The 22926-nt window shown below is 51.2% G+C and carries 23 protein-coding genes; all 23 read left to right on the plus strand.

Annotated features, from left to right (window positions below):
- Positions 1 to 49: 49 nt before the first annotated feature.
- The 23 genes from CHB59_RS09735 to CHB59_RS09845 all read left to right on the plus strand — a co-directional run bounded on the left by CHB59_RS09735 (position 50) and on the right by CHB59_RS09845 (position 22923).
- On the plus strand, positions 50 to 949 hold the full coding sequence (locus tag CHB59_RS09735; RefSeq protein WP_089376055.1) for a LysR family transcriptional regulator: 900 nt from the start codon (positions 50 to 52) through the stop codon (positions 947 to 949).
- A 440-nt stretch (positions 950 to 1389) separates the two neighbouring features.
- Positions 1390 to 1746 (plus strand): NADH-quinone oxidoreductase subunit A, encoded by a 357-nt coding sequence (locus CHB59_RS09740; RefSeq protein WP_089376056.1) that lies wholly within the window; start codon positions 1390 to 1392, stop codon positions 1744 to 1746.
- 13 nt (positions 1747 to 1759) lie between these two features.
- Positions 1760 to 2236, plus strand: a complete 477-nt coding sequence (locus CHB59_RS09745; protein ID WP_011480281.1) for a NuoB/complex I 20 kDa subunit family protein — start codon at positions 1760 to 1762, stop codon at positions 2234 to 2236.
- A gap of 10 nt (positions 2237 to 2246) precedes the next feature.
- Positions 2247 to 2840 (plus strand): NADH-quinone oxidoreductase subunit C, encoded by a 594-nt coding sequence (locus CHB59_RS09750; protein WP_179212132.1) that lies wholly within the window; start codon positions 2247 to 2249, stop codon positions 2838 to 2840.
- Positions 2841 to 2968: 128 nt separating this feature from the next.
- Positions 2969 to 4222, plus strand: coding sequence for an NADH-quinone oxidoreductase subunit D (locus CHB59_RS09755; RefSeq protein ID WP_089376058.1), 1254 nt, complete (start codon positions 2969 to 2971; stop codon positions 4220 to 4222).
- A complete protein-coding gene (nuoE, locus tag CHB59_RS09760) occupies positions 4219 to 4698 on the plus strand; it encodes an NADH-quinone oxidoreductase subunit NuoE (protein ID WP_089376059.1) in 480 nt (159 codons plus the stop codon). The genes CHB59_RS09755 and nuoE overlap by 4 nt, the downstream gene beginning before the upstream one ends.
- Positions 4695 to 6020, plus strand: coding sequence for an NADH-quinone oxidoreductase subunit NuoF (nuoF, locus tag CHB59_RS09765; RefSeq protein ID WP_089376060.1), 1326 nt, complete (start codon positions 4695 to 4697; stop codon positions 6018 to 6020). The genes nuoE and nuoF overlap by 4 nt, the downstream gene beginning before the upstream one ends.
- Complete coding sequence (gene nuoG / locus CHB59_RS09770; protein WP_089376061.1) at positions 6013 to 8439, plus strand: NADH-quinone oxidoreductase subunit NuoG; 2427 nt, start codon at positions 6013 to 6015, stop codon at positions 8437 to 8439. Before nuoF ends, nuoG begins: the two co-directional genes overlap by 8 nt.
- Entirely contained in the window at positions 8436 to 9452 is a 1017-nt protein-coding gene (gene nuoH, locus CHB59_RS09775) for an NADH-quinone oxidoreductase subunit NuoH (protein WP_089376062.1), read from the plus strand. The genes nuoG and nuoH overlap by 4 nt, the downstream gene beginning before the upstream one ends.
- 8 nt (positions 9453 to 9460) lie before the next feature.
- A complete protein-coding gene (nuoI, locus tag CHB59_RS09780; protein ID WP_089376063.1) occupies positions 9461 to 9952 on the plus strand; it encodes an NADH-quinone oxidoreductase subunit NuoI in 492 nt (163 codons plus the stop codon).
- Positions 9953 to 10027: 75 nt separating this feature from the next.
- Positions 10028 to 10666: an NADH-quinone oxidoreductase subunit J gene (locus CHB59_RS09785; RefSeq protein WP_089376064.1), complete on the plus strand. Its 639-nt coding sequence runs from the start codon at positions 10028 to 10030 to the stop codon at positions 10664 to 10666.
- 13 nt (positions 10667 to 10679) lie between these two features.
- The gene (gene nuoK, locus CHB59_RS09790; protein ID WP_089376065.1) at positions 10680 to 10988 is read left to right on the plus strand and encodes an NADH-quinone oxidoreductase subunit NuoK; all 309 of its coding nucleotides are present in this window, start codon (positions 10680 to 10682) and stop codon (positions 10986 to 10988) included.
- A gap of 59 nt (positions 10989 to 11047) precedes the next feature.
- On the plus strand, positions 11048 to 13060 hold the full coding sequence (gene nuoL, locus CHB59_RS09795) for an NADH-quinone oxidoreductase subunit L (RefSeq protein WP_089376066.1): 2013 nt from the start codon (positions 11048 to 11050) through the stop codon (positions 13058 to 13060).
- A gap of 8 nt (positions 13061 to 13068) precedes the next feature.
- Positions 13069 to 14556, plus strand: coding sequence for an NADH-quinone oxidoreductase subunit M (locus CHB59_RS09800; protein WP_089376067.1), 1488 nt, complete (start codon positions 13069 to 13071; stop codon positions 14554 to 14556).
- A 19-nt stretch (positions 14557 to 14575) separates the two neighbouring features.
- Positions 14576 to 16024 carry an NADH-quinone oxidoreductase subunit NuoN gene (gene nuoN, locus CHB59_RS09805; protein ID WP_089376068.1) on the plus strand — a complete coding sequence of 483 codons (1449 nt, stop codon included), beginning with the start codon at positions 14576 to 14578 and terminating at the stop codon, positions 16022 to 16024.
- A gap of 43 nt (positions 16025 to 16067) precedes the next feature.
- A complete protein-coding gene (locus CHB59_RS09810) occupies positions 16068 to 16361 on the plus strand; it encodes a DUF2818 family protein (protein WP_089376069.1) in 294 nt (97 codons plus the stop codon).
- 27 nt (positions 16362 to 16388) lie between these two features.
- Entirely contained in the window at positions 16389 to 16973 is a 585-nt protein-coding gene (locus CHB59_RS09815) for an NUDIX domain-containing protein (protein ID WP_089376070.1), read from the plus strand.
- The gene (locus CHB59_RS09820; protein WP_089376071.1) at positions 16970 to 17800 is read left to right on the plus strand and encodes an SDR family oxidoreductase; all 831 of its coding nucleotides are present in this window, start codon (positions 16970 to 16972) and stop codon (positions 17798 to 17800) included. The genes CHB59_RS09815 and CHB59_RS09820 overlap by 4 nt, the downstream gene beginning before the upstream one ends.
- 352 nt (positions 17801 to 18152) lie before the next feature.
- A complete protein-coding gene (locus CHB59_RS09825) occupies positions 18153 to 19952 on the plus strand; it encodes a methanol/ethanol family PQQ-dependent dehydrogenase (RefSeq protein WP_089376072.1) in 1800 nt (599 codons plus the stop codon).
- 77 nt (positions 19953 to 20029) lie between these two features.
- Entirely contained in the window at positions 20030 to 20872 is an 843-nt protein-coding gene (gene moxJ, locus CHB59_RS09830; protein WP_089376073.1) for a methanol oxidation system protein MoxJ, read from the plus strand.
- Between the two features lie 59 nt (positions 20873 to 20931).
- Positions 20932 to 21390, plus strand: a complete 459-nt coding sequence (moxG, locus tag CHB59_RS09835) for a cytochrome c(L), periplasmic (protein WP_245835115.1) — start codon at positions 20932 to 20934, stop codon at positions 21388 to 21390.
- A 99-nt stretch (positions 21391 to 21489) separates the two neighbouring features.
- Positions 21490 to 21765 (plus strand): methanol dehydrogenase, encoded by a 276-nt coding sequence (locus CHB59_RS09840; protein WP_089376075.1) that lies wholly within the window; start codon positions 21490 to 21492, stop codon positions 21763 to 21765.
- Positions 21766 to 21903: 138 nt separating this feature from the next.
- The gene (locus CHB59_RS09845; RefSeq protein ID WP_089376076.1) at positions 21904 to 22923 is read left to right on the plus strand and encodes an AAA family ATPase; all 1020 of its coding nucleotides are present in this window, start codon (positions 21904 to 21906) and stop codon (positions 22921 to 22923) included.
- Positions 22924 to 22926 lie beyond the last annotated feature (3 nt).

Raw genomic sequence — 22926 nt, forward strand, 5'->3', positions numbered from 1 at the left:
GGGTTTGTGTGATTAAACTGTTCATTAAAAATGAACAGATGGGGTTGGTATGGAAACAATTGAGGCGATCAAACGATTTGTGCGTGTTGCTGAACTGGCAAGTTTTACCCGAGCGGCGGACCAGTTGGGTTTGCCGAAGGCCAGTATTTCCAATGCGGTACAGCAACTGGAGAGTCAGCTTGGGACCCAGTTGTTGCATAGAACCACGCGTAAGGTGCAGTTGACACCTGATGGGCAGGTATTCTATGAGCGTGGCAAGCATTTGCTGGGCGAGGTGGATGAGTTGTGGACATTGTTTCAGGGAGATGATGCGAGTGTCTCTGGCATTGTGCGTGTAGATATGTCTTATCCCTTGGCACGGAATGTCGTCATTCCACAGTTGCCGGATTTTTTGCAGCGTTACCCTAATATGCAAATAGAGCTGAGCAGCACAGACAGGCGTGTCGATCTTGTAGCGGAGGGATATGACTGTGTCGTGCGAACCGGCCAGCTTGCAGATTCAGGTTTGGTTGTGCGGCATCTTGGGGCAATGGGGCAGGCAAATTTTGTTAGCCCTGGCTATATTCAGCGCTATGGTAAGCCTGAGGCGTTGGATCAGCTTTCCGGGCACTGGTTGATTCATTATCACGTCAGCATGGCTGCCAGGTTTGATGCGTTTGAATATTGGGATGGACGTCATTGTCACAGGGTGCCTATGAAGCATCGCATTGTTGTCAATAATACAGATGCTTATCGTGCAGCATGTCTTGCAGGTATGGGCATCATGCAGGCGCCTTTGATGGGGGTTCACTATTTGCTTGATGAGGGAAAGCTGGTGGAGATTCTCGGGGAGTTTCGTGCGCCTCCCATTCCAGTGTCTCTGCTGTACCCACAGCGGCGGAATTTATCCAGGCGGGTACGCATTTTCATGGATTGGCTGAGTGATATATTGAAGATGCATCTCTCTTGATTCATCGGGTTCCTTTAGATTCTGTCAGGTAGTGCGATGATGCCTGGCTGGCTGAAAGTGGCAATAGGCTGTGAGGTCGGGCGAAGCGGGCTTTTGCGTGGTAATTGAAACTTCGCACCCGTGGATATGTCTGTCTTTTAGCGATGAAAGACCTGTATCTTGAAAGGTTATTTCTGTAACAAAAAGTTAATGAATTTGCATTTTAAGCTTATATTTTTAAGGTTATTTTGGAATCAATTCAATAATAAACAGTAGGTAAGCTTGAAATCCGCTGCCATGGCTGGATTTGACGATGTTGAGTTGTAATTTGTGTGTTACAATTCATTAACAAAATATGGGTATGATGTAGCAGATAACCTGAAGGCCTGGCAGTTGCTGGGCGAGGCTGGCCGTGAGCTTGTGAATCTGGCTGGTGTTGCTGATTTGTATAGGATTGGAACGTGCTGGAGAATTACTTTCCGATATTGCTGTTCATTGTTGTAGGGCTTGGTGTAGGCATTGCTCCTATTGTCCTTGGCAAGCTGGTTTCCCCCAATCGGCCGGATGCTGAGAAGAACTCTCCCTATGAGTGTGGTTTTGAAGCGTTCGAGGATGCGCGCATGAAGTTTGATGTGCGTTACTACCTTGTTGCCATCCTATTCATCCTGTTTGACTTGGAAATTGCTTTCCTTTTCCCCTGGGCTATTGTGTTGCAAGAGATAGGCCTGTTCGGCTTTCTGGCGATGATGGTGTTTCTTGGGATATTGGTGGTGGGTTTCGTCTATGAGTGGATGAAGGGGGCGCTGGAATGGGAATGAAAGGTAATGTGGCATGAGTATTGAAGGCGTACTCGAAAAAGGTTTTGTGACAACAACGCTGGATACGGTGATCAATTACACTCGTACCGGCTCCCTCTGGCCCATGACGTTTGGCCTGGCATGTTGTGCGGTGGAAATGATGCATGCTGGTGCGGCACGGTATGACCTGGATCGCTTTGGCATTGTGTTCCGCCCCAGTCCCCGGCAATCCGATGTCATGATCGTGGCTGGTACTCTGGTCAATAAAATGGCGCCAGCCTTGCGCAAGGTATACGACCAGATGGCTGAGCCGCGCTGGGTGATTTCAATGGGTTCTTGTGCCAATGGTGGCGGGTATTACCATTACTCCTATGCTGTTGTGCGTGGATGTGACCGTATTGTGCCTGTGGATGTCTATGTGCCCGGTTGCCCTCCTACTGCAGAGGCGTTGCTGTACGGAATTATTCAGTTGCAGAACAAGATCAAGCGCACTAATACGATTGCACGTTGAAGGTTGAGTGATGACACGCCTGGAACAATTAAAGCAGCATTTGCAGGAAGTCCTTGGTGACAGTATTGTCAGAATGGATGAAGCTGTGGGTGAGTTGAGCATTGAGTGCAAGCCTGCCTGCCTGTTGGAGGTCTGCAATTTGCTGAGGGATCATAAGCTGTTGAAATTCGAACAGCTGATTGATTTGTGTGGGATGGATTATGTGGATCATGGTGAGGGCACATGGTCTGGTTCCCGCTACGCGACAGTCTACCATTTGCTTTCGGTAAGCCTGAATCAGCGCCTGAGGCTGCGGGTTTTTGCCGCTGATGATGATTTTCCCGTGCTCCCGACCGTGGTGGATTTGTGGCCGGTGGCCAATTGGTTCGAGCGTGAGTCCTTTGACTTGTTCGGCATCATGTATGAAGGGCATCCCGACCTGCGCCGCTTGCTGACGGATTATGGTTTCGTCGGCCATCCATTCCGCAAGGATTTCCCGATGATAGGCAACGTGGAAATGCGCTACGACCCCGAGCAACAACGTGTGGTGTATCAGCCGGTCACGATTGACCCACGGAATAACGTACCCCGGGTGATACGTGAAGAAGGGTTTCATCATGGCTGAAATCAGGAACTACACCATGAATTTTAGCTCCGGCCGTACTTCGTACTTAACTTGCATGCGCAAGTTAGCCTGCACTGAAATAGTGATGGCGACCATGGCTCGGGTGGCTGAGGCCGAGGAGCTAAGTCGTGGCTGAAATCAGAAATTACACCATGAACTTTGGACCGCAGCATCCGGCAGCTCACGGGGTATTGCGCCTGGTGCTGGAGCTGGATGGTGAAGTGATCCAGCGCGCAGACCCGCATATCGGCCTGTTGCATCGCGGGACAGAAAAGCTTGCCGAGAATCGTACTTACTTACAGTCGGTGCCCTACATGGACCGGCTGGATTACGTGTCCATGATGGCGAACGAGCATGCTTACGTCATGGCGATCGAGAAATTGCTCGGACTGGAAGTGCCGCTGCGGGCGCAATATATCCGCGTGATGTTCGACGAGATTACCCGTATTCTCAATCACTTGCTATGGTTGGGCGCACATGCGCTGGATGTCGGGGCGATGACGGTATTCCTCTATGCCTTCCGCGAGCGCGAGGATCTGTTTGATTGCTACGAAGCGGTTTCTGGCGCGCGCATGCACGCAGCCTATTACCGTCCAGGCGGGGTTTATCGTGATCTGCCGGACCGGATGCCGCTGTATGAAAAATCTGCTGTGCGCAGTCAAGAAGATGTGCGGCTGCTGAATGAAAACCGGCAGGGGTCGCTATTGGATTTCATTGAGGACTTCACCAACCGTTTTCCTGCCTATATCGACGAATATGAAACGCTGCTTACCGATAACCGGATCTGGAAACAGCGTACTGTCGGGATTGGTGTGGTATCTCCGGAGCGCGCGTTGGCGCTGGGATTGACCGGGCCGATGCTGCGTGGATCCGGCTTTGCGTGGGATTTGCGCAAGAAACAGCCTTATGAGGTGTATGACAAGCTGGATTTTGATATTCCAGTCGGCGTCAATGGCGATTGTTATGACCGCTACCTGGTGCGTATGGAGGAGTTTCGCCAATCCAACCGTATCGTTAAGCAATGTATTGATTGGTTGCGTAAGAATCCAGGACCTGTCATCAGTGACAACACCAAGGTCGCCCCTCCCCAGCGGGAGGGAATGAAGCAGGATATGGAGGCCTTGATCCACCATTTCAAATTGTTTACCGAAGGATTCCATATCCCGGCAGGAGAAGCCTACGCTGCTGTTGAACATCCCAAGGGCGAGTTTGGTATTTATCTGGTATCAGATGGAGCGAATAAGCCATACCGTCTCAAGATTCGCGCTCCGGGATTTGCACATTTGGCTGCTCTGGATGAAATGACGCGAGGTCACATGATTGCTGATCTGGTAGCCATTATCGGTACACAAGATATTGTATTCGGAGAAATTGACCGATGAGTTTATCTACTGAATCCCAGGCCAAGATTGACCGGGAGCTGACCAAGTATCCTCCCGAGCATCGCCAGGCCGCGGTGATGTCTGCGCTACGCATTGCCCAGACGGAGAAAGGCTGGCTTTCCAAGGAAACTATTGCCGAAGTTGCTGATTATCTTGGTATTCCAGCGATTGCTGCGCTGGAAGTGGCGACTTTCTACAATATGTACGAGCTGGAGCCTGTTGGTAAATACAAAATTACCGTATGTACCAATATTTCCTGCATGTTGCGGGATTCGGCAGAAATTGTGACGCATCTGGAAAAGAAACTGGGCATCGGTTTCAATGAGACTACAGCGGATGGACAGTTCACCCTCAAAGAGGGCGAGTGCATGGGGTGTTGTGGCGGAGCGCCGTTGTTCCATATTAATAATACCCAGATGCATGAATATCTCACCCCGGAAAAGGTGGATCAGATACTGGAAGGCCTGGATAAATGAGTGCAACGCAAACCCTGGTGTGCCTGCGTACCGTAGGGCAGGATAACCCGGCATCATTGGCGACTTATCTCAAGCTTGGTGGTTATGCCCAGCTGCAGAAGTTAGTGACAGAAAAGGTCAAGGCCACTGAAATCATCAGTCAGGTCAAGCTGTCCGGATTGCGCGGGCGTGGAGGGGCAGGCTTCCCGACCGGGCTCAAATGGAGCTTTATGCCGCGGTACTTCGATGGCACCAAGTATCTGGTGTGCAATACCGATGAAGGGGAGCCGGGCACCTTCAAGGACAGGGATATCATTCGCTACAACCCGCACCAATTGATTGAGGGGATGGCAATTGCCGCTTATACCCTGGGTGCGAGAGTAGGTTACAACTATATACACGGTGAAATCTGGCAGGATTACGAGATATTCGAGGCAGCGCTTGAGGAAGCACGCGCGGCTGGGTTTCTTGGTGAAAACCTGTTCGGCACCGGTTTCAGTTTCGATCTCTATGCGGTACATGGTTACGGTGCCTATATCTGTGGCGAAGAAACCGCATTGATCGAGTCGATAGAGGGCAAGAAAGGGCAGCCGAGGTTCAAACCGCCTTTTCCTGCCAGCTACGGTGTGTTTGGCAAGCCGACTAATGTGAATAATACGGAGTCATACACGTCGATACCATGGATCATGGAGCACGGTGGTCAGGCATTTCAGGAGCTTGGCGTCGCTAATTCAGGGGGAAGCAAAATCTTCTCGATCTCGGGTCACGTAGACAAGCCCGGGAACTATGAAGTGAACATGGGCATCCCCTTTGCGGAATTGCTGGCGCTGGCTGGAGGTGTATGGAAGGGGCGACAGTTGAAAGCCGTCATCCCCGGAGGGCCGTCAACTGCCGTTTTACCAGCTGCAGCCATCATAGGAGCGACCATGGATTACGATGGTCTTTCCAAGGCAGGTTCCAGCCTGGGCGCCGGCTCCATGATAGTCATGGACGAAACTACTTGCATGGTGAAAACCCTGAAGCGATTGTCTTATTTCTTCTTTGAGGAATCTTGCGGGCAATGTACGCCATGCCGTGAAGGAACGGGGTGGTTGTACCGCGTCATCAAGCGCATTGTCGATGGGCAGGGACGATTGGAAGACCTGGATCTGCTGACTGATGTCAGCAGCAATATTTCCGGGCGCACTATCTGCGCATTGGGAGATGCAGCCGCGACACCGGTGCTGAGTTTTATCAAGCATTTCCGTCCCGAGTTCGAATATTACATCCGTCATGGCCGCAGCATGGTGGAAGATGGTCTGGCAGCACAAAGCCAGGCACAGCAAGAGGTTGCATATGCTTAATGTCGAGATAGATGGCAAGCAGGTTGAGGTGGAAAACGGATCCACCATTATTGATGCCGCTGACCAACTGGGCATTGCGATTCCCCGTTTCTGTTACCACAAGAAATTGTCTGTTGCTGCCAATTGCCGGATGTGTCTGGTACAGGTAGAAAAATTCAATAAGCCGCTGCCTGCCTGTGCTACTCCGGTGGCGGATGGCATGAAAATATTCACACGCTCCAAGGCTGCTGTGGAAGCGCAGCAGAGTGTGATGGAGTTCCTGCTGATCAATCACCCGCTGGATTGCCCGATCTGTGATCAGGGAGGAGAGTGTGATCTGCAGGATATTGCGGTGGCCTATGGTGCTCCAGCATCGCGCTACACCGAGGAAAAGCGCGTCGTCCTCAACAAGAATATAGGCCCATTGGTATCCACCGACATGACGCGTTGCATCCAGTGCACACGTTGCGTACGCTTTCTCAAGGAAGTGGGTGGCATGATGGAGCTGGGGCTGATCAACCGTGGCGAGCATGCCGAGATCACGGCCTATGTCGATAAAAGTGTCGATTCAGAGCTTTCCGGCAACATCATTGATCTTTGCCCTGTGGGTGCCCTGACCAGCAAGCCGTTCCGCTATACGGCACGTTCATGGGAATTGACCCGTCGTCCATCCATTGCACCGCATGACGGCCTGGGGTCGCATATTGAGGTGCATATCAAGGATGGCAAGGTATTGCGCGTACTACCGCGCGAAAAGGAAACCATCAATGAATGTTGGCTTTCCGATCGTGACCGTTTTTCCTATGAAGGTCTGAATAGCCCTGACCGACTCAAGGTTCCCATGGTCAAGCACAATGGTGTCTGGCATGAAACCGACTGGAAAACCGCACTGGAGCTTGCTGCGGGTCAGATCAAGGATATCGTGAACAGTGAGGGTGGAGATGTGTTGGGTGTACTGGTTTCTCCCAATAGCACCATGGAAGAGGCTTATCTTGCTACCCGGCTTGCCCATGGACTCGGTTCGGATAATGTGGACTACCGTTTACGGCATACCGATTTTCGTCATGACGGCAAACGTTTGGGCGTGATCTGGATGGGGTGCAATATCCCAGACTTGCAGGAAATGGACCGTATCCTGGTGATCGGCGGCAATCTGCGTAACGAACATCCCTTGCTGGCGCAACGTATCCGCCGGGCAGTGGCGAATGGTGCCGAGCTTTCCGTCGTCAATCCGCTGGATGATGATCCACTGATCCCGATCAAGCACAAGGCGATTTGCTCACCAAATGATATGGTCAATGTGCTATCGCAGATACTCAAGGCTGTTTCCGGCATGGAGCGGCTTTCCCTGTGCCTGCCTAAATCCCTGAATGATTTGCTGGAAAAAGTCAGGGTCTGGGATAACAGCAAGGCAATTGCACTCAGTCTGACAGGTCATGGCGAAACCATGGACTTGATCAGCCCGCGTTCTGCCGTATTCCTGGGCAATATTTCCCAGCACCACCCGCGCTATACCGAAATATTCAGCCTGGCTGAAGCGATTGCGTCACTGTGTGGTGCCACATTTGGCGTATTGAGCGCTGGCGCAAACAGTGTTGGTGCCAACCTGGTCGGTGCCATGCCCAAGGCTGGTGGCCTGAATGCACGCACCATGCTGGAGTCGCCGCGCAAGGCGTATATGCTGGTCAATGTCGAACCCGAGTTTGATTGCCATAATCCGCGCCTGGCGAGCAACGCATTGCAGCAGGCGGAATGTGTAGTGGCGCTGACAGCATACAAATCAGAATCACTGGAGCGGGATGCGGACATTATGTTGCCTATCACGCCATTCACTGAAACTTCAGGTACGTTCATGAGTATGGAGGGGCGGGTACAGAGCTTCACTGCCGTGACCAAGGCTCTGGGTGAAGCGCGGCCTGGCTGGAAAGTATTGCGTGTTCTGGGTAACCTGACTGGTGTCAGTGATTTTGACTTTGATAGCACAGAACAGGTCAAGAACGATATCTTCGGCGGCGAAAAGCCTTCCACTGTGGTCTGGCGTACCTTGAACAACAACCTGCGAGAGCTGATTGATGTCGAGATCAAGGTCAAGCTGGACAGCGATCTACAGCGCGTAGGTGAAATTCCTCAGTTCCAGACGGACGCCATCGTGCGCCGTTCGACCCCGTTGCAGAAAACCAGGCAGGTTGTGAAAGCAGTATTGGCAGCATTGCACCCTGAGCAGATGCAGAAATTGGGTATTCAGGAGGGTGAGCGTATTCTTGTCAGGCAGGGCAGTGGCAGTGCGGTGCTGGCAGCACATGCAGATAGCCGAGTCCCTCATGGATGTGTGCGTATTCCCGGCGCCTTGTCTGCCACGGCGAGCCTGGGCGAGCTGCTGGGAGAAATCACTGTGGAGCGGATTCCCGCTGAGCAACCAGCAGGTGAGGTGATTGCATGATCGCAGAAGTGCAAACCTTGCTGGGGCCGGTCTGGCCTGTGATTTGGACTCTGATCAAGATCATGGCTATCGTAGTGCCGCTGATGTTGGCAGTAGCCTACCTTACCCTGGCGGAGCGCAAGGTGATTGGGTTCATGCAGGTACGTCTGGGGCCAAATCGTGTGGGCTATGGATGGCTGCAACCAGTGGCGGATGGTATCAAGTTGCTGATGAAGGAAATTATCATCCCTAGCGCTGCAAACCGTGCCCTATTCTTGCTTGGTCCGGTCTTGGCAATCGCACCTGCTTTTGCGGCCTGGGCTGTTGTGCCGTTTGACCTGACATTGGTGCTTGCAGATATTGACGCAGGCTTGCTTTATATCCTGGCGATGACTTCGGTCGGGGTGTACGGTGTCATCATTGCCGGTTGGGCTTCCAACTCCAAGTATGCTTTCCTGGGAGCCTTGCGCTCTGCGGCACAGATTGTTTCCTACGAAATTGCCATGGGCTTTGCGTTGGTCGGTGTGCTGATGTCTGCCAACAGCCTCAACCTGGGCAAGATCGTTCTGGCGCAAAGCGGCGGTTTCTGGCAATGGTACTGGCTGCCGCTGTTTCCCTTGTTTGTTGTTTATTTCATTAGCGCGGTGGCAGAAACTAACCGTGCACCGTTTGACGTGGCTGAAGGTGAGTCAGAAATTGTGGCCGGTTTCCATGTGGAGTATTCCGGCATGGCATTTGCCGTATTCTTCCTTGCGGAATATGCCAACATGATTCTGGTTGCCATGCTGGCCGTGCTGATGTTCCTTGGCGGCTGGTTGTCGCCCGTGCCTTTCCTGCCAGATAGTATTTTGTGGCTGTTGTTGAAAGTAGCTGCTCTATTGTTTTTCTTCCTGTGGTTCCGCGCTACTTTTCCGCGCTACCGTTATGACCAGATCATGCGCCTGGGCTGGAAAGTGTTCATTCCCGTGACCCTGGTCTGGATATTATTTGTGGGCGCGATGATGCAGACGCCCTGGGCTTATTTGTTTCACTGAGAATCAAGATGATCAGCAAGATAAAAGAATTATTTTCGAGTTTCATGCTGCTTGAGCTGGTCAAGGGCATGGCCTTGACCGGACGCTATTTTTTCGCGCGCAAGATCACCGTGCAATTCCCTGAAGAGCGGACTCCTATCAGTCCGCGTTTCCGCGGACTGCATGCCTTGCGCCGCTACCCGAATGGCGAAGAGCGCTGCATTGCCTGCAAATTATGCGAGGCAGTCTGTCCTGCCATGGCGATTACCATTGAGTCAGAGCAGCGTGAGGACAATACACGTCGTACAACACGGTATGACATCGACCTGACCAAATGTATTTTCTGCGGGTTTTGCGAAGAATCCTGCCCGGTTGATTCCATTGTTGAAACCAGAATCTTTGATTATCACGGTGAGAAGCGGGGTGATTTGTTGTACACCAAACCCATGTTGCTGGCTGTCGGTGACAAGTACGAAGAGCAAATTGCTGCAGATAGGGCTGTAGATGCTAAATATCGCTAAAAGAACCAGCACGGTAATCGGCGCCGAAACTGCAATCAGGTATCGTGATGCAGCCATGGGTATCGGGAGGCCATCATGATCTTTCAGGATTATGTTTTCTACGCCTTGGCTGCCATTTTGCTGTTTGCCGGTTTGCGCGTGATCACTTCACGCAATCCGGTGCATGCTGCCTTATTCCTGGTATTGGCTTTTTTTACTGCGGCAGGAATCTGGCTATTGCTGGAAGCCGAGTTTCTGGCAATTGCACTGGTGCTGGTGTATGTCGGTGCTGTCATGGTGTTGTTCCTGTTTGTGATCATGATGCTGGATATTAATCTCGACAGGTTACGGGAAGGATTCTGGAACGCGCTACCGGTGGCATTGCCGGTCGGTATTCTGATGGCTATTGAAATGGTCATGGTGTTGAGTAGCAAGCATTTCAGTGCCGACATGATCAATGCGCCAGTGCCGAAACCTGCAGGTTATAGCAATACGGCAGAAATCGGCAGTCAACTGTATACCGATTACCTGCTGCCTTTTGAGCTGGCATCCGTGGTCCTGCTGGTGGCGATTGTGGCAGCCATTGCCCTGACCTTGCGCGAGCGCAAGGACTCCAAATTCATAGATCCTGCCGAGCAGGTTAAGGTCAAGCGTGCAGACCGCGTGCGTATTGTGAGCATGCCTGCAGAAAAAGAAATCATTGCAGTGACCGAGCCTGAGGCAGAAAAAAAATAATGGGGATGAATCAATGAGCGTAGGACTTTCTCATTACCTGATACTGGGGGCGGTGTTGTTTGCCATCAGCGTGATTGGTATTTTTCTCAATCGCAAGAATGTGATTGTATTGCTGATGGCGATTGAGTTGATGCTGTTGGCGGTGAACATGAACTTCATTGCGTTTTCCCATTACCTCAACGATCTTGCCGGGCAGATTTTCGTGTTTTTCATCCTGACTGTCGCTGCGGCGGAATCGGCGATCGGGCTGGCAATTCTGGTGCTGTTGTTCCGTAATTTGAGGACCATCAATGTTGATGATCTGGACAGGCTGAAGGGCTGATTGATGAGTATGTGCGAAGTTTTTGGCCATGATGTTGATAGCTCGTCTGGGGTGATGGCATGACAGTACAAAGTCTTTATATCTGGATTCCATTGCTGCCGTTGTTTGCTGCGGCAGTTGTTGGCTTGTTCGGGCGCAAACTATCCAGGGCTTCTGCCCATTGGCTGACGATTCTTGGCGTGGCCGCTGCATTTGCCCTTTCCGTTTGCGTGTTCATGGATGCGTTGCAGGGGAATGTATTCAATGGCGCGGTATACACCTGGCTGACGAGTGGAGGCAATAGTTTCGAAGTCGGTTTTCTGGTTGACCGATTGACTGCCACGATGATGGTGGTCGTGACCTTTGTGTCGCTGATGGTGCATATCTATACCATCGGCTATATGGCGGAAGATCCCGGTTACAGCCGCTTTTTCAGTTATATCTCGCTGTTTACTTTCTCCATGTTGATGCTGGTGATGAGTAATAACTTCATGCAGCTTTTCTTTGGCTGGGAAGCTGTGGGATTAGTGTCCTATTTGTTGATCGGCTTCTGGTTCAAGCGCCCGACAGCTGTTTATGCCAACCTCAAGGCATTTCTGGTGAATCGTGTGGGGGATTTTGGTTTCCTGCTCGGTATTGGCATGGTGCTTTATTACCTGGGTAGCCTGGATTATGCCACTGCCTTCTCGGCTGCCCCACAGTTCGCAAATACGCAGGTTGAGCTGATTCCAGGCCACTCCTGGTCATTGATGACGGTCATCTGCATCCTGCTGTTCATTGGCGCCATGGGTAAGTCGGCCCAGGTGCCGCTGCATGTGTGGCTGCCGGATTCCATGGAAGGCCCGACACCTATCTCGGCATTGATTCATGCCGCGACCATGGTGACAGCAGGGATTTTCATGGTGGCGCGGATGTCGCCATTGTATGAGTTATCGACCACGGCATTGTCGTTTGTACTGGTGATAGGTGCGATTACTGCATTGTTCATGGGTTTTCTCGGCATCATCCAGCACGACATCAAGCGCGTGGTGGCATATTCCACCCTGTCACAACTTGGTTACATGACAGTGGCGCTGGGTGTTTCCGCCTATTCGGTGGCGATTTTCCACCTGATGACGCACGCTTTCTTCAAGGCCTTGCTGTTCCTCGGGGCCGGTTCGGTGATCATGGGCATGCACCATGATCAGGATATGCGCAACATGGGCGGTCTGCGTAAATACATGCCAGTGACCTGGATTACTTCCCTCATCGGTTCACTGGCCCTGATCGGCACGCCGTTGTTCAGTGGCTTCTATTCCAAGGATTCCATTATCGAGGCGGTCAGTTTTTCCCATATCCCCGGCAGCGGCTTTGCCTATTTCGCCGTGCTTGCTGGTGTGTTTGTCACCGCGTTCTATTCTTTCCGCATGTATTTCCTAGTGTTCCACGGCAAGGAGAAATGGATGCAGGCAGCTGAGCACGACCATCACCATGATGATGCCCATGATGAACATCATCATGGACTGGGACCGCATGACAAACCGCATGAATCTCCATGGGTGGTGACGGTGCCGCTGGTATTGCTGGCAATTCCTTCTGTCATGATTGGTTATGTGGTCATTGACCCCATGGTATTCGGGGATTATTTCAAGGGCGTGATCCATATTGATTATGCGCAACATGGCGCAATGCATGAACTGGCGCACCATTTCCATGGCGCATGGGCGATGGCCGTCCATGGCCTGACTTCATTGCCGTTCATCCTTGCTGCATCTGGCGTGGTGCTGGCATGGTTCTTCTATATGAAGCGCCCGGATATTCCGGCTGCTATCCAGGCAAGGTGCGGCCTGATTTATCGTATTCTCGACAACAAATATGGTTTTGACAGTTTCAACGAGAAATTTCTTGCCGGCGGATCGCGCCTGCTCGGTAGCAAGCTTTGGCAGATAGGTGATGTCAAACTGATAGACGGCTTGTTGGTCAACGGTTCTGCGCGCCTGGTTGGACTGGTTGCAGGATTGGCTCGGCGCTTGCAGACAGGCCTTGTTTATCATTATGCGTTCGCCATGATCATTGGCGCTTTCCTGTTGCTTACTGTATTCATGAAAATATAAAAAAGACTATGAATGACTTACCCATCCTGAGCCTGTCCATCTGGGTGCCGATTGTTGCAGGCATCCTGGTGTTGTGTACCGGCAGCGACAAAAATGCCAGTAGCGCCCGCTGGCTGGCATTGCTTGGCAGTATCGCCGGTTTTGCCGTGACGGTGCCACTATATCTTGGGTTTGATATGCAGTATGGCGGTTTTCAGTTTGTGGAGCGCCTGACATGGATTCCCGCATTCAATATTGATTACCACCTGGGAGTGGACGGTATTGCCGTCCCCTTGATCCTGCTGACCAGCTTTACCACGGTCATTGTGGTGATTGCCGGCTGGGAAGTGATACAAAAGCGTGTTGCCCAGTATATGGCCTCGTTCCTGATCATGTCTGGCATCATGATTGGGGTGTTTGCTGCGCTGGATGCAATTCTCTACTATATTTTCTGGGAAGCCATGCTGATCCCGATGTTCCTGGTGATTGGTGTCTGGGGCGGCCCGAACCGGGTTTATGCCACCATCAAGTTCTTCCTGTACACCTTGCTTGGCTCGTTGCTGATGCTGGTAGCGTTTATCTATCTGTATCATCAAAGTGGCACATTTGAGATCGCTGAGTATTACCGCATGCCATTGGCGCTCAATGTGCAGATCTGGATATTCATCGCATTCTTCCTGGCGTTTGCCGTCAAGATTCCGATGTGGCCGGTGCATACCTGGCTGCCTGATGCCCACGTCGAGGCGCCGACAGGTGGTTCGGTAGTGCTGGCAGCCATTGCGCTCAAGCTGGGAGGCTATAGTTTCCTGCGTTTTGCCATGCCGATCACACCTGATGCTGCGCATTACCTTTCCGGATTCATGATCACGCTGTCGCTGATTGCCGTGGTTTATATCGCGCTGGTGGCGCTGGTGCAAAAGGATATGAAGAAGCTGATCGCCTATTCATCCATTTCACATATGGGATTTGTGACCCTGGGTTTCTTCCTGTTCAATCCGCTGGGTATGGAAGGCGCCATGGTGCAGATGATTTCCCATGGCTTCATTTCCTCTGCGATGTTTCTTTGTGTAGGTGTCCTCTATGATCGCATGCATAGCCGCCAGATCGCGGATTATGGTGGCGTGGCCAATAGCATGCCGATCTTCACGGCTTTTGTGGTGCTGTTCGCCATGGCTAACTCTGGCTTGCCGGGCACATCAGGTTTTGTCGGTGAGTTCATGGTGATTCTGGGCTCCATTCAGGTGAATTTTTGGTATGCCTTCCTGGCGGCCACAACCCTGATTACCGGCGCTGCCTATACTCTGTGGATGATCAAGCGGGTCTATTACGGTGAAGTAGCCAATCCACAGGTGGCGGCTCTCAAGGATATTAACCGCCGCGAATTCTTCATCCTGGGGTTGCTGGCAATTCTGGTGCTGGGGTTTGGTATCTACCCGCAGCCAATTACTGAAATGACGCATGCGACAGTCAACCAGCTGTTGGACCATTTGGCACTGAGCAAGTTGCCACCGCTGTAATCGTGATGAGATGACACCCATGAATGTATTATCCCTTGACCTCATGACAGCGCTGCCAGAAATTGTAGTGCTCGTCATGGCAATGTTCATCCTGTTGCTGGACTTGTTCCTCAAGCCATCCAACCGTTTCCTGATTTATGTATTAACGCAACTAACCCTGCTGGGAGCTGCTGCGATTACGATATTGACCCATAGTACGACGGTCACTGATGCGTTCAATGGGATGTTTGTCGATGATCCGCTGGCGGATGGGTTGAAGCTGGCCATTTACCTGGCAACCTCGGTGACATTGATTTATTCGCGCGCCTATATCAGTTTGCGAGGCATGTTCCGCGGTGAGTTCTATGCGCTGGTGCTGTTTTCCACGCTGGGCATGATGATCATGGTGTCAGGCCAGCACTTCCTTACCTTGTACATGGGGCTGGAATTATTGTCACTGTGCCTGTATGCCCTGGTTGCCCTGGACCGGGACAACCCCAGCTCCACCGAAGCTGCCATGAAGTATTTTGTGCTGGGAGCCCTGGCATCCGGCATGTTGCTGTATGGCATGTCCATGCTTTACGGTGTCACAGGTAACCTCAATATCACGGGTGTAGCAGAGGCATTGCTGAATGGTGCCCCGGATCATGGGGTATTGATACTGGGATTGGTCTTCATTGTGGCTGGCCTGGCATTCAAGCTGGGCGCAGCACCATTCCAGATGTGGGTGCCGGATGTCTACCATGGTTCTCCAACCGTCGTAACGCTGTTCATTGGCTCCGCAACCAAGATCGCGGCATTTGCAATGGTGGTCAGGTTGTTGATCCAGGCCATGTTCGTATTGACGGCTGATTGGCAGGGCATGCTGGTGATCATGGCGGTGTTGTCCATGGTCATCGGGAATATTGCGGCGATTGCCCAGACCAATATCAAGCGTATGTTGGCCTATTCCACGATCTCGCATATCGGTTTCCTGTTGCTTGGTTTCTTGAGTGCCAGCCTCAATGGTTATGCCTCTGCTACTTTTTATATCCTGTCCTATGTCCTGATGACCCTGGCTGGTTTTGGCATTATCCTGCTGTTGAGCCGCCAAGGGTTCGAGGCGGACAGGCTGGAAGACCTCAAGGGCCTGAACCAACGCAAGCCATGGTATGCCTTCCTGATGCTACTGGTTATGTTCTCCATGGCAGGCATTCCACCAACGCTGGGGTTCTATGCCAAGTTCACAGTATTGCAGGCTGCATTGCAGGCTGGATTTACCGTCCTGGTGGTATTTGCCGTTATCATGGCGCTGATTGGCGCTTTCTATTATCTTCGTGTAGTCAAATACATGTATTTCGACGAGGCTGAAGATCACAGCCCGATTACGGCACCGGTTGACATGAAGCTGGTCTTGAGTGTTAATGCTATCGGTTTATTGATATTGGGCATGTTGCCGCAGCGCTTCATGGATGCCTGCGCTTATGCCATTATCCATAGCATTCAATAATCACAGGGCGCAGTGAAATGCTGCGCCAGAGTTAACTGACGTCATGACAATTACGATACTGTTGCTGTTGGCATTACTTGCTGCCAATCTACCCTGGGGTTCCGAGCGGTTGTTCTACCTTGTTCCGCTGAAAGGCGCGCACAAGGCGATCGGCTGGTGCCTGCTGGAGTTGGTGGTGCTTTATTTCGTGATCGGCACAGTTGCCGTTGCCGTGGAGCAGGGGAGTGTTGGCCAGGTCGCAGCACGTGGCTGGGAGTTTTATGCCATTACATTCAGCTTATTCCTCGTATTCGCGTTTCCGGGTTTTGTATACCGGTATCTCTGGCGTAACGCATAAACTCACCCTTTCACCAAGGGCAATCTCATGAATCATCAAGCTGGCGACGATCAGGATCTCGCAGAGCTGACATTATCTTCAGAAACCATTGCTGAGGGCGGCATGTTGCTGGTCAAGCGTGACCAAGTGCGTGTCCCATCCGGAGCTATCAGCCAACGCGAATATGTCATTCACCCAGGAGCCGTTCTTGTCATCCCTATCCTGGATAATGGCAAGCTGCTGCTAGAGCGACAGTTCCGCTACCCTTTATCGCAAGTGTTTATTGAGCTGCCAGCCGGTAAGATAGATGCTGGTGAGCCTCATCTGGAAACCGGCAAGCGCGAGCTACTGGAAGAAACAGGGTATACGGCGACAGATTGGGTCTATCTTGGCCTGGTGCACCCATGTATCGGCTATTCAAATGAAGTCATCCACATGTATCTTGCGCGTGGTTTATCAGCAGGGAAACACCAGCGCGATGAGGATGAAGCGCTGCAATTGTTTGAGGCCAGTCTCGACGAATGCATGACCATGGTGGCAGAGGGAACATTGACCGATGGCAAGACCATCGTGGCGCTGCTGCATGCAGAGAAATTCCTGGGTGGAGTATGGACAGGCATGCGCACAGAATGAAGCGCGTGCTGATTGCAGGTTGCGGAGACCTGGGTCTGGAGTTGATGCGGCGGCTGGTGCAGGCCGAATATGAAGTAATGGGGGTGCGGCGCAGCTCACCAACAACGTCTGCAGATGCAGAGATGATACTGGCTGATGTCACGCGTCCAGAGACTCTGGGAGAACTAGCCATATTTCAACCGGATATCCTGGTCTATTGTGTAGCAGCCAGTGAGCATAGTGATGAAAGTTACCGTTCAAGCTATGTCGATGGACTGCGTAATGTCCTGCATGCACTGGCAACCGTATCCGTGCAACATATATTCTTTGTCTCCAGCACCGGGGTCTACGGGCAGGAAACGGATGCATGGCTGAATGAAGATGATCCCGCAGTTGCCACGCATTTCAGCGGACAGCGCATGTTGGAGGCAGAAGCCCTGTTGAGTGAATATCCTGCCAGCATCCTGCGGTTTTCCGGAATCTACGGGCCCGGGCGGACGCGCATGATCACGCTGGCCCGGAATCCTGCACAATGGCCTGTGCGAAATGGCTGGACCAATCGCATACACCGCGATGATGGTGCGGCTTTCATTGTGCACCTGATCCGGCAGATGTCCTGGAGGCGGCCGGAACCATTGTATGTGGTGACGGACAACCAGCCGCTGGCGATGTATGAATTATTGCAATGGTTGGCACGTGAGCAAAAAATAGATATCACATCTGTTGCAGCACCTCATGCCTCAGGCAACAAGCGCTTGAGCAATCAGCGCATGCTGGACAGTGGCTACCAGTTCATCTACCCGGATTTCAAATCTGGCTACAGCGCCTTGCTTGCAAGCATACCCTAGTTATATTTTTTTGATGACATGATTCGGCAACATCATGGATGCTTGATCTATGGTGTTTTTTTCGACATAAAGCACTTAATAGAAAGAGTGGGACTTTTTCCCTGTCGTTGCTTCCAACTCTAAGTGATTGATCAACAGACAATTGGTCAATATCAATCTGGCAGCTGGCTGATAATGCAGTTGCTACCGCAATATTCGGCATTCATCCCTCATGGTTTTTGTGTGAATAGTTTCCCTGTTAATAGGGAAACTTTCATCTGTTGCACTTGTTACAAATTGTTAAAAATTGTTTCTGCCGAGTAACAACCGATCGGCAGGGAGTTTGTAACCAAACCAGAATGAGGAGAAGTATATGAAAGGCAGAGTAACCCACGTCGGTATCAGCGCTGCTGTAAGCAGTCTGCTGGTACTTGCGGCGATGCAAGGTGCTCAGGCAAACCAAGATCTGCAGAATCTGACAAAGAACGCAGACAACTGGGCTTTGCAGACTGGTAACTACACTGGTCAGCACAATAGCACACTGAATCAAATCAACAAAGGCAACGTCAAGAACCTGAAGGCAGCTTGGTCTTTCTCCACCGGCGTATTGCACGGTCATGAAGGTGCGCCATTGGTTATTGGCGACATGATGTACATTCACAGTGCATTCCCTAACAATACATTTGCTGTGAACTTGAATGATCCAGGCGTTATCGCATGGCAACACAAGCCAAAGCAGATCGCTTCCGTTAAGGCGGTTGCATGTTGCGATATCGTAAACCGTGGTCTGGCTTATGGTGATGGAAAAATCATCAAGACTCAGCTGGATGGTAAGCTGGTCGCCCTGGATGCCAAGAGTGGCAGCATTGTTTGGGAAATCGAAGTTTGTGATCCTAAGGTCGGTGCAACTCTGACTCAGGCTCCATTCGTTGTTAAGAACACTGTTCTGGTTGGCTGTTCCGGTGCTGAACTGGGTGTTCGTGGTGCTGTTAACTCCTTCAACCTGAAAACTGGTGAATTGCAATGGCGTGCCTTTGCTACTGGTCCTGACGAAGAGGTACGCTTGGCCAAGAACTTCAACAGCGACAATCCACACTATGGTCAATTCGGCCTGGGTCTGAAGACTTGGGAAGGTGATGCATGGAAGATCGGTGGCGGTACTAACTGGGGTTGGTATGCTTACGATCCTAAGCTGAACCTGTTCTACTACGGTTCCGGTAACCCAGCTCCATGGAATGAAACCATGCGTCCTGGTGACAACAAGTGGACCATGACTATCTGGGCTCGCGATCTGGAAACAGGTGAAGCCAAGTGGGGTTACCAAAAGACTCCTCACGATGAGTGGGACTTTGCTGGTGTGAACCAGATGATCCTTTCCGATCACAAGGTTGACGGCAAGGTAACTCCTCTGCTGACTCACATTGACCGTAACGGCATTATGTACACACTGAACCGTGACAACGGTAACCTGGTGCAAGCTGCCAAGGTTGATCCGGCTGTGAACGTGTTCAAGAAGGTTGACCTCAAGACAGGTACTCCAGTACGTGATCCTGAATTCAGCACACGTATGGACCATAAGAGCACCAACGTATGTCCTTCCGCGATGGGTTTCCACAACCAGGGTCTGGATGCATTGGATCTTGACGAGCCTATCGTTTACGCAGGTCTGAACCACATCTGTATGGATTGGGAGCCGTTCATGCTGCCATACCGTGCTGGTCAGTTCTTCGTAGGTGCAACCCTGGCTATGTACCCTGGACCTAGCGGCCCAACCAAGAAGGAAATGGGTCAAGTACGTGCTATGGATATCGTGACTGGCAAGTACAAGTGGACCAAGTGGGAAAAGTTCGCTGTTTGGGGCGGTACTCTGGCTACCAAGGGCGGTCTGGTTGCTTACAACACACTTGATGGTTACATCAAGGCACTGGACAAAGACAATGGTAACGAATTGTGGAAGTTCAAGATGCCATCCGGTGGTATCGGTGCCCCTATGACTTACCAGTTCAAGGGTAAGCAATACATCGGTTCCATGTACGGTGTAGGTGGTTGGCCTGGTGTTGGTCTGGTATTCGACTTGACCGATCCTAGCGCTGGTCTGGGTGCTGTAGGTGCCTTTAAGGAACTGCAGAACCACACTCAAATGGGCGGCGGCCTGATGGTATTCAGCCTGTAATTTAGCTGATGTCATGTTCCGGGGCAGCGTGGCTGCCCCGGTATTTAAGTAAAACTGCACTTTGGAATTAAGCACACATGCATATTGTTAATAAGAAGTCCTGTATCACCGCTGTGAAGATTGCGTTGATGAGTTTTGCTGGAATGGTTGCGTTGCCAGCTCAAGCTGCAGATGAATTGAAGGTTTGTGCAGGTAAGGATGAGTTGCCTTATTCAAATGACAAACAGCAGGGTTTTGAGAATGAGATTGCCAAGATTATTGGCAAGAGCATGGATCGTAAGGTGACGTTTGTCTGGTGGCCGGATGCGCGTTATGCAGTGAGGGATTTTCTCGACAAGAAGCAGTGCGATGTATTGATGGGATTGGATAAAGGTGACCCTAGGGTGCTCAATACCAAAACCTACTACAAATCTGGCTATGTATTTGTGACTCGCCAGGATAGGGAAATAGATATTACCTCTTGGGATCATCCATATCTCAAGGAGCGTAGTTTCAGACTTGGTTTTCTGCCGGATAGTCCGGCCAAGAACATGATGTTGGAAATAGGACGTTTTGATGACATGTTCGACTATTTGACTGAGCTGACTGATTTTAAATCCACCCGGAATCGTTACATCAAGATAGATGAGCGCAAGCTGGTGGATGACGTGATCACAATGCGATTGCACGCTGCTGCACTGTGGGGACCTTCGGTTGCCAAGTATGTAGCAGAATCCACAACGCCATTGAATATGGTGTTGATTGAGGATAATGCCAAGCGTGCCAATGGCAGCAAGATTCCAATGCAGTATGAAGCAGTAATGGGTGTTCGACTTGGTGATGAAGCTTTAAAAGCCGAATTGGATAAGGCGATTGCCTCTAGTCAGGAAGAGATTGATGCTGTGCTCAAGCGTGAGCACATACCTCTCTTGCCAATTTAGTTTTTGTAACTCCGGGGTAGTAAATGTTTAAAAAAATAGCAGTAGTAAGTGGTTTAACTATGTTCCTGGCTGCAGGATCTCTCCTGATGTCAGCGCAGGCTGAGCTAAGTTTCACAGGTACCGTTTCAGGTGATCCTTTGGACTTCACTGGCGAGGAGGAAAGTCCTCAGTTCAAGGAGTTCAAGAATACTGGCGTGAATCCGTACAACGGTGATCAGGAAGCCCTTAATAAAGGTTATGTGATTTTCGCAACAGCATGTTCCGGTTGCCATGGTCACTTGGCTGAAGGAAAGTTGGGCCCTGCATTGAGCGATGATTACTGGACTTATCCAACTAATCTTGAAGATAAGGGGCTGTTTGAAACTATCTACGGTGGTGCTGCAGGTCAGATGGGTCCTCAGCAAGGTCTGCTGGAGCCTGATGAGATTCTGCACGTGATGGGCTGGGTACGAGCATTGCAAACTGAGCCGGAAAAGGCCAAGAAGGCAGTAGATACATTTGAACATCGTAATGGCTAATTGCCGATAGTCGTGTATTAGGAACTCTGCCGGGAGGCTGACTGGTGGCACCCGGCGGATCAGTAGTATCACCAGCAACCATAACACAAGGAGATATCAATGAAACGCGTTTTGACATTAGTAGCAACCGTAGGTGCGATGGTTGCCTCTGGCCTCGCTTTTGCATACGACGGCCAAACCTGTAAGGAAGCTGGTAACTGCTGGCAAGCTAAGCCTGGCTATCCAGAAAAAATTGCTGGTTCCAAGTACGACCCTAAGCACGATGCTGCTGAGCTCAGCAAGCAGGAAGCTGCTATCAAGGCAATTGACGAGCGTAACGCCAAGCGTATCGCTAATGCAAAAGCTACTGGCACTTTCAAGTTTGACGTGAAGTAAATTCGTTTTGCATAAAGGGCTGATGTCCGTTATCGGGCATCAGCCTTTTTGCTAGGGAAATTAACCGATGAGGTTATTTAAGTGGCATTTCGATGAATGCTATTTAAATAAAATCTTCAGTCAGCAGGATGCAATCCCATGCAAGAACAAATCGATTTAAATGAGTGGCGGGAACGTGCACTTTCATTCGAGAAGGCAGCCAATAAGGTAGTGCTCGGACTGGAGAGGCAGGTGCGTGCACTGACCATTGCCATTTTTTCCCGCGGACATGTATTGCTTGAGGGGGATGTAGGGGTTGGTAAAACTACTTTGCTTAAGGCTGCATCCCGCTTGCTGGGAGGCGCTTATCAGCGGATTGAGGGTGCAATTGACCTGATGCCAGGTGATTTCCTCTATCATGCATATATTGACCAGAATGGCCAGCCGGCAGTTGCGCCTGGTCCACTGTTGCGACATGAAGAAGACTTGGCAGTATTTTTCTTCAATGAAATCAACCGGGCTCGTCCGCAAGCACATTCCTTGTTATTGCGCCTGATGGCGGAGCGTAGCGTCAATGCATTCAATCGTGAATATGCGTTCCCACACTTGACCGTATTTGCAGACCGTAATGGGCTGGAACGTGAAGAGACTTTTGAGTTGCCTGCTGCTGCTCGTGATCGTTTTTTCATGGAAATTTCCATTACCGCACCTGAGGACCGGGAGTTCCAGCGTGACCTGATGTTCAGCACGCGTTTCCATGACGCAGACGCATTGATCAGTACGCTGGAAGAGGGGCTGGTTCCTTACGACAAGCTTAATGCCGTTTCCGCCACGATTCAGGAGCATGTGCGCGCCGAACTGGCCTTGCAGGATTACGCTGTCAACCTCTGGCAGGCTTTGCGCCATCCAGAGCAGGCTGGTGTGGAGATCGAAGATGTCGAGATTAGCCGATTGATTGCTGGCGGGGCGAGTCCACGCGGCATGGGGATGCTGATGCGTGCGGCACGTACACGGGCCTGGCTGGAAAATCGTGATTACCTGACCCCTGATGATATACGCGCAGTTTTCCCGGAAACCGTCGGACACAGGATATTCTTTACGCCAGCTTATGAGTTGCGCCGCGACGATATTGCACCAGCCTTGCTGAATGGTGTGTTGAACAAGATCACTGCGCCGTAACTG

It is taken from the genome of Methylobacillus rhizosphaerae (assembly GCF_900187985.1).
Taxonomy (GTDB): domain Bacteria; phylum Pseudomonadota; class Gammaproteobacteria; order Burkholderiales; family Methylophilaceae; genus Methylobacillus; species Methylobacillus rhizosphaerae.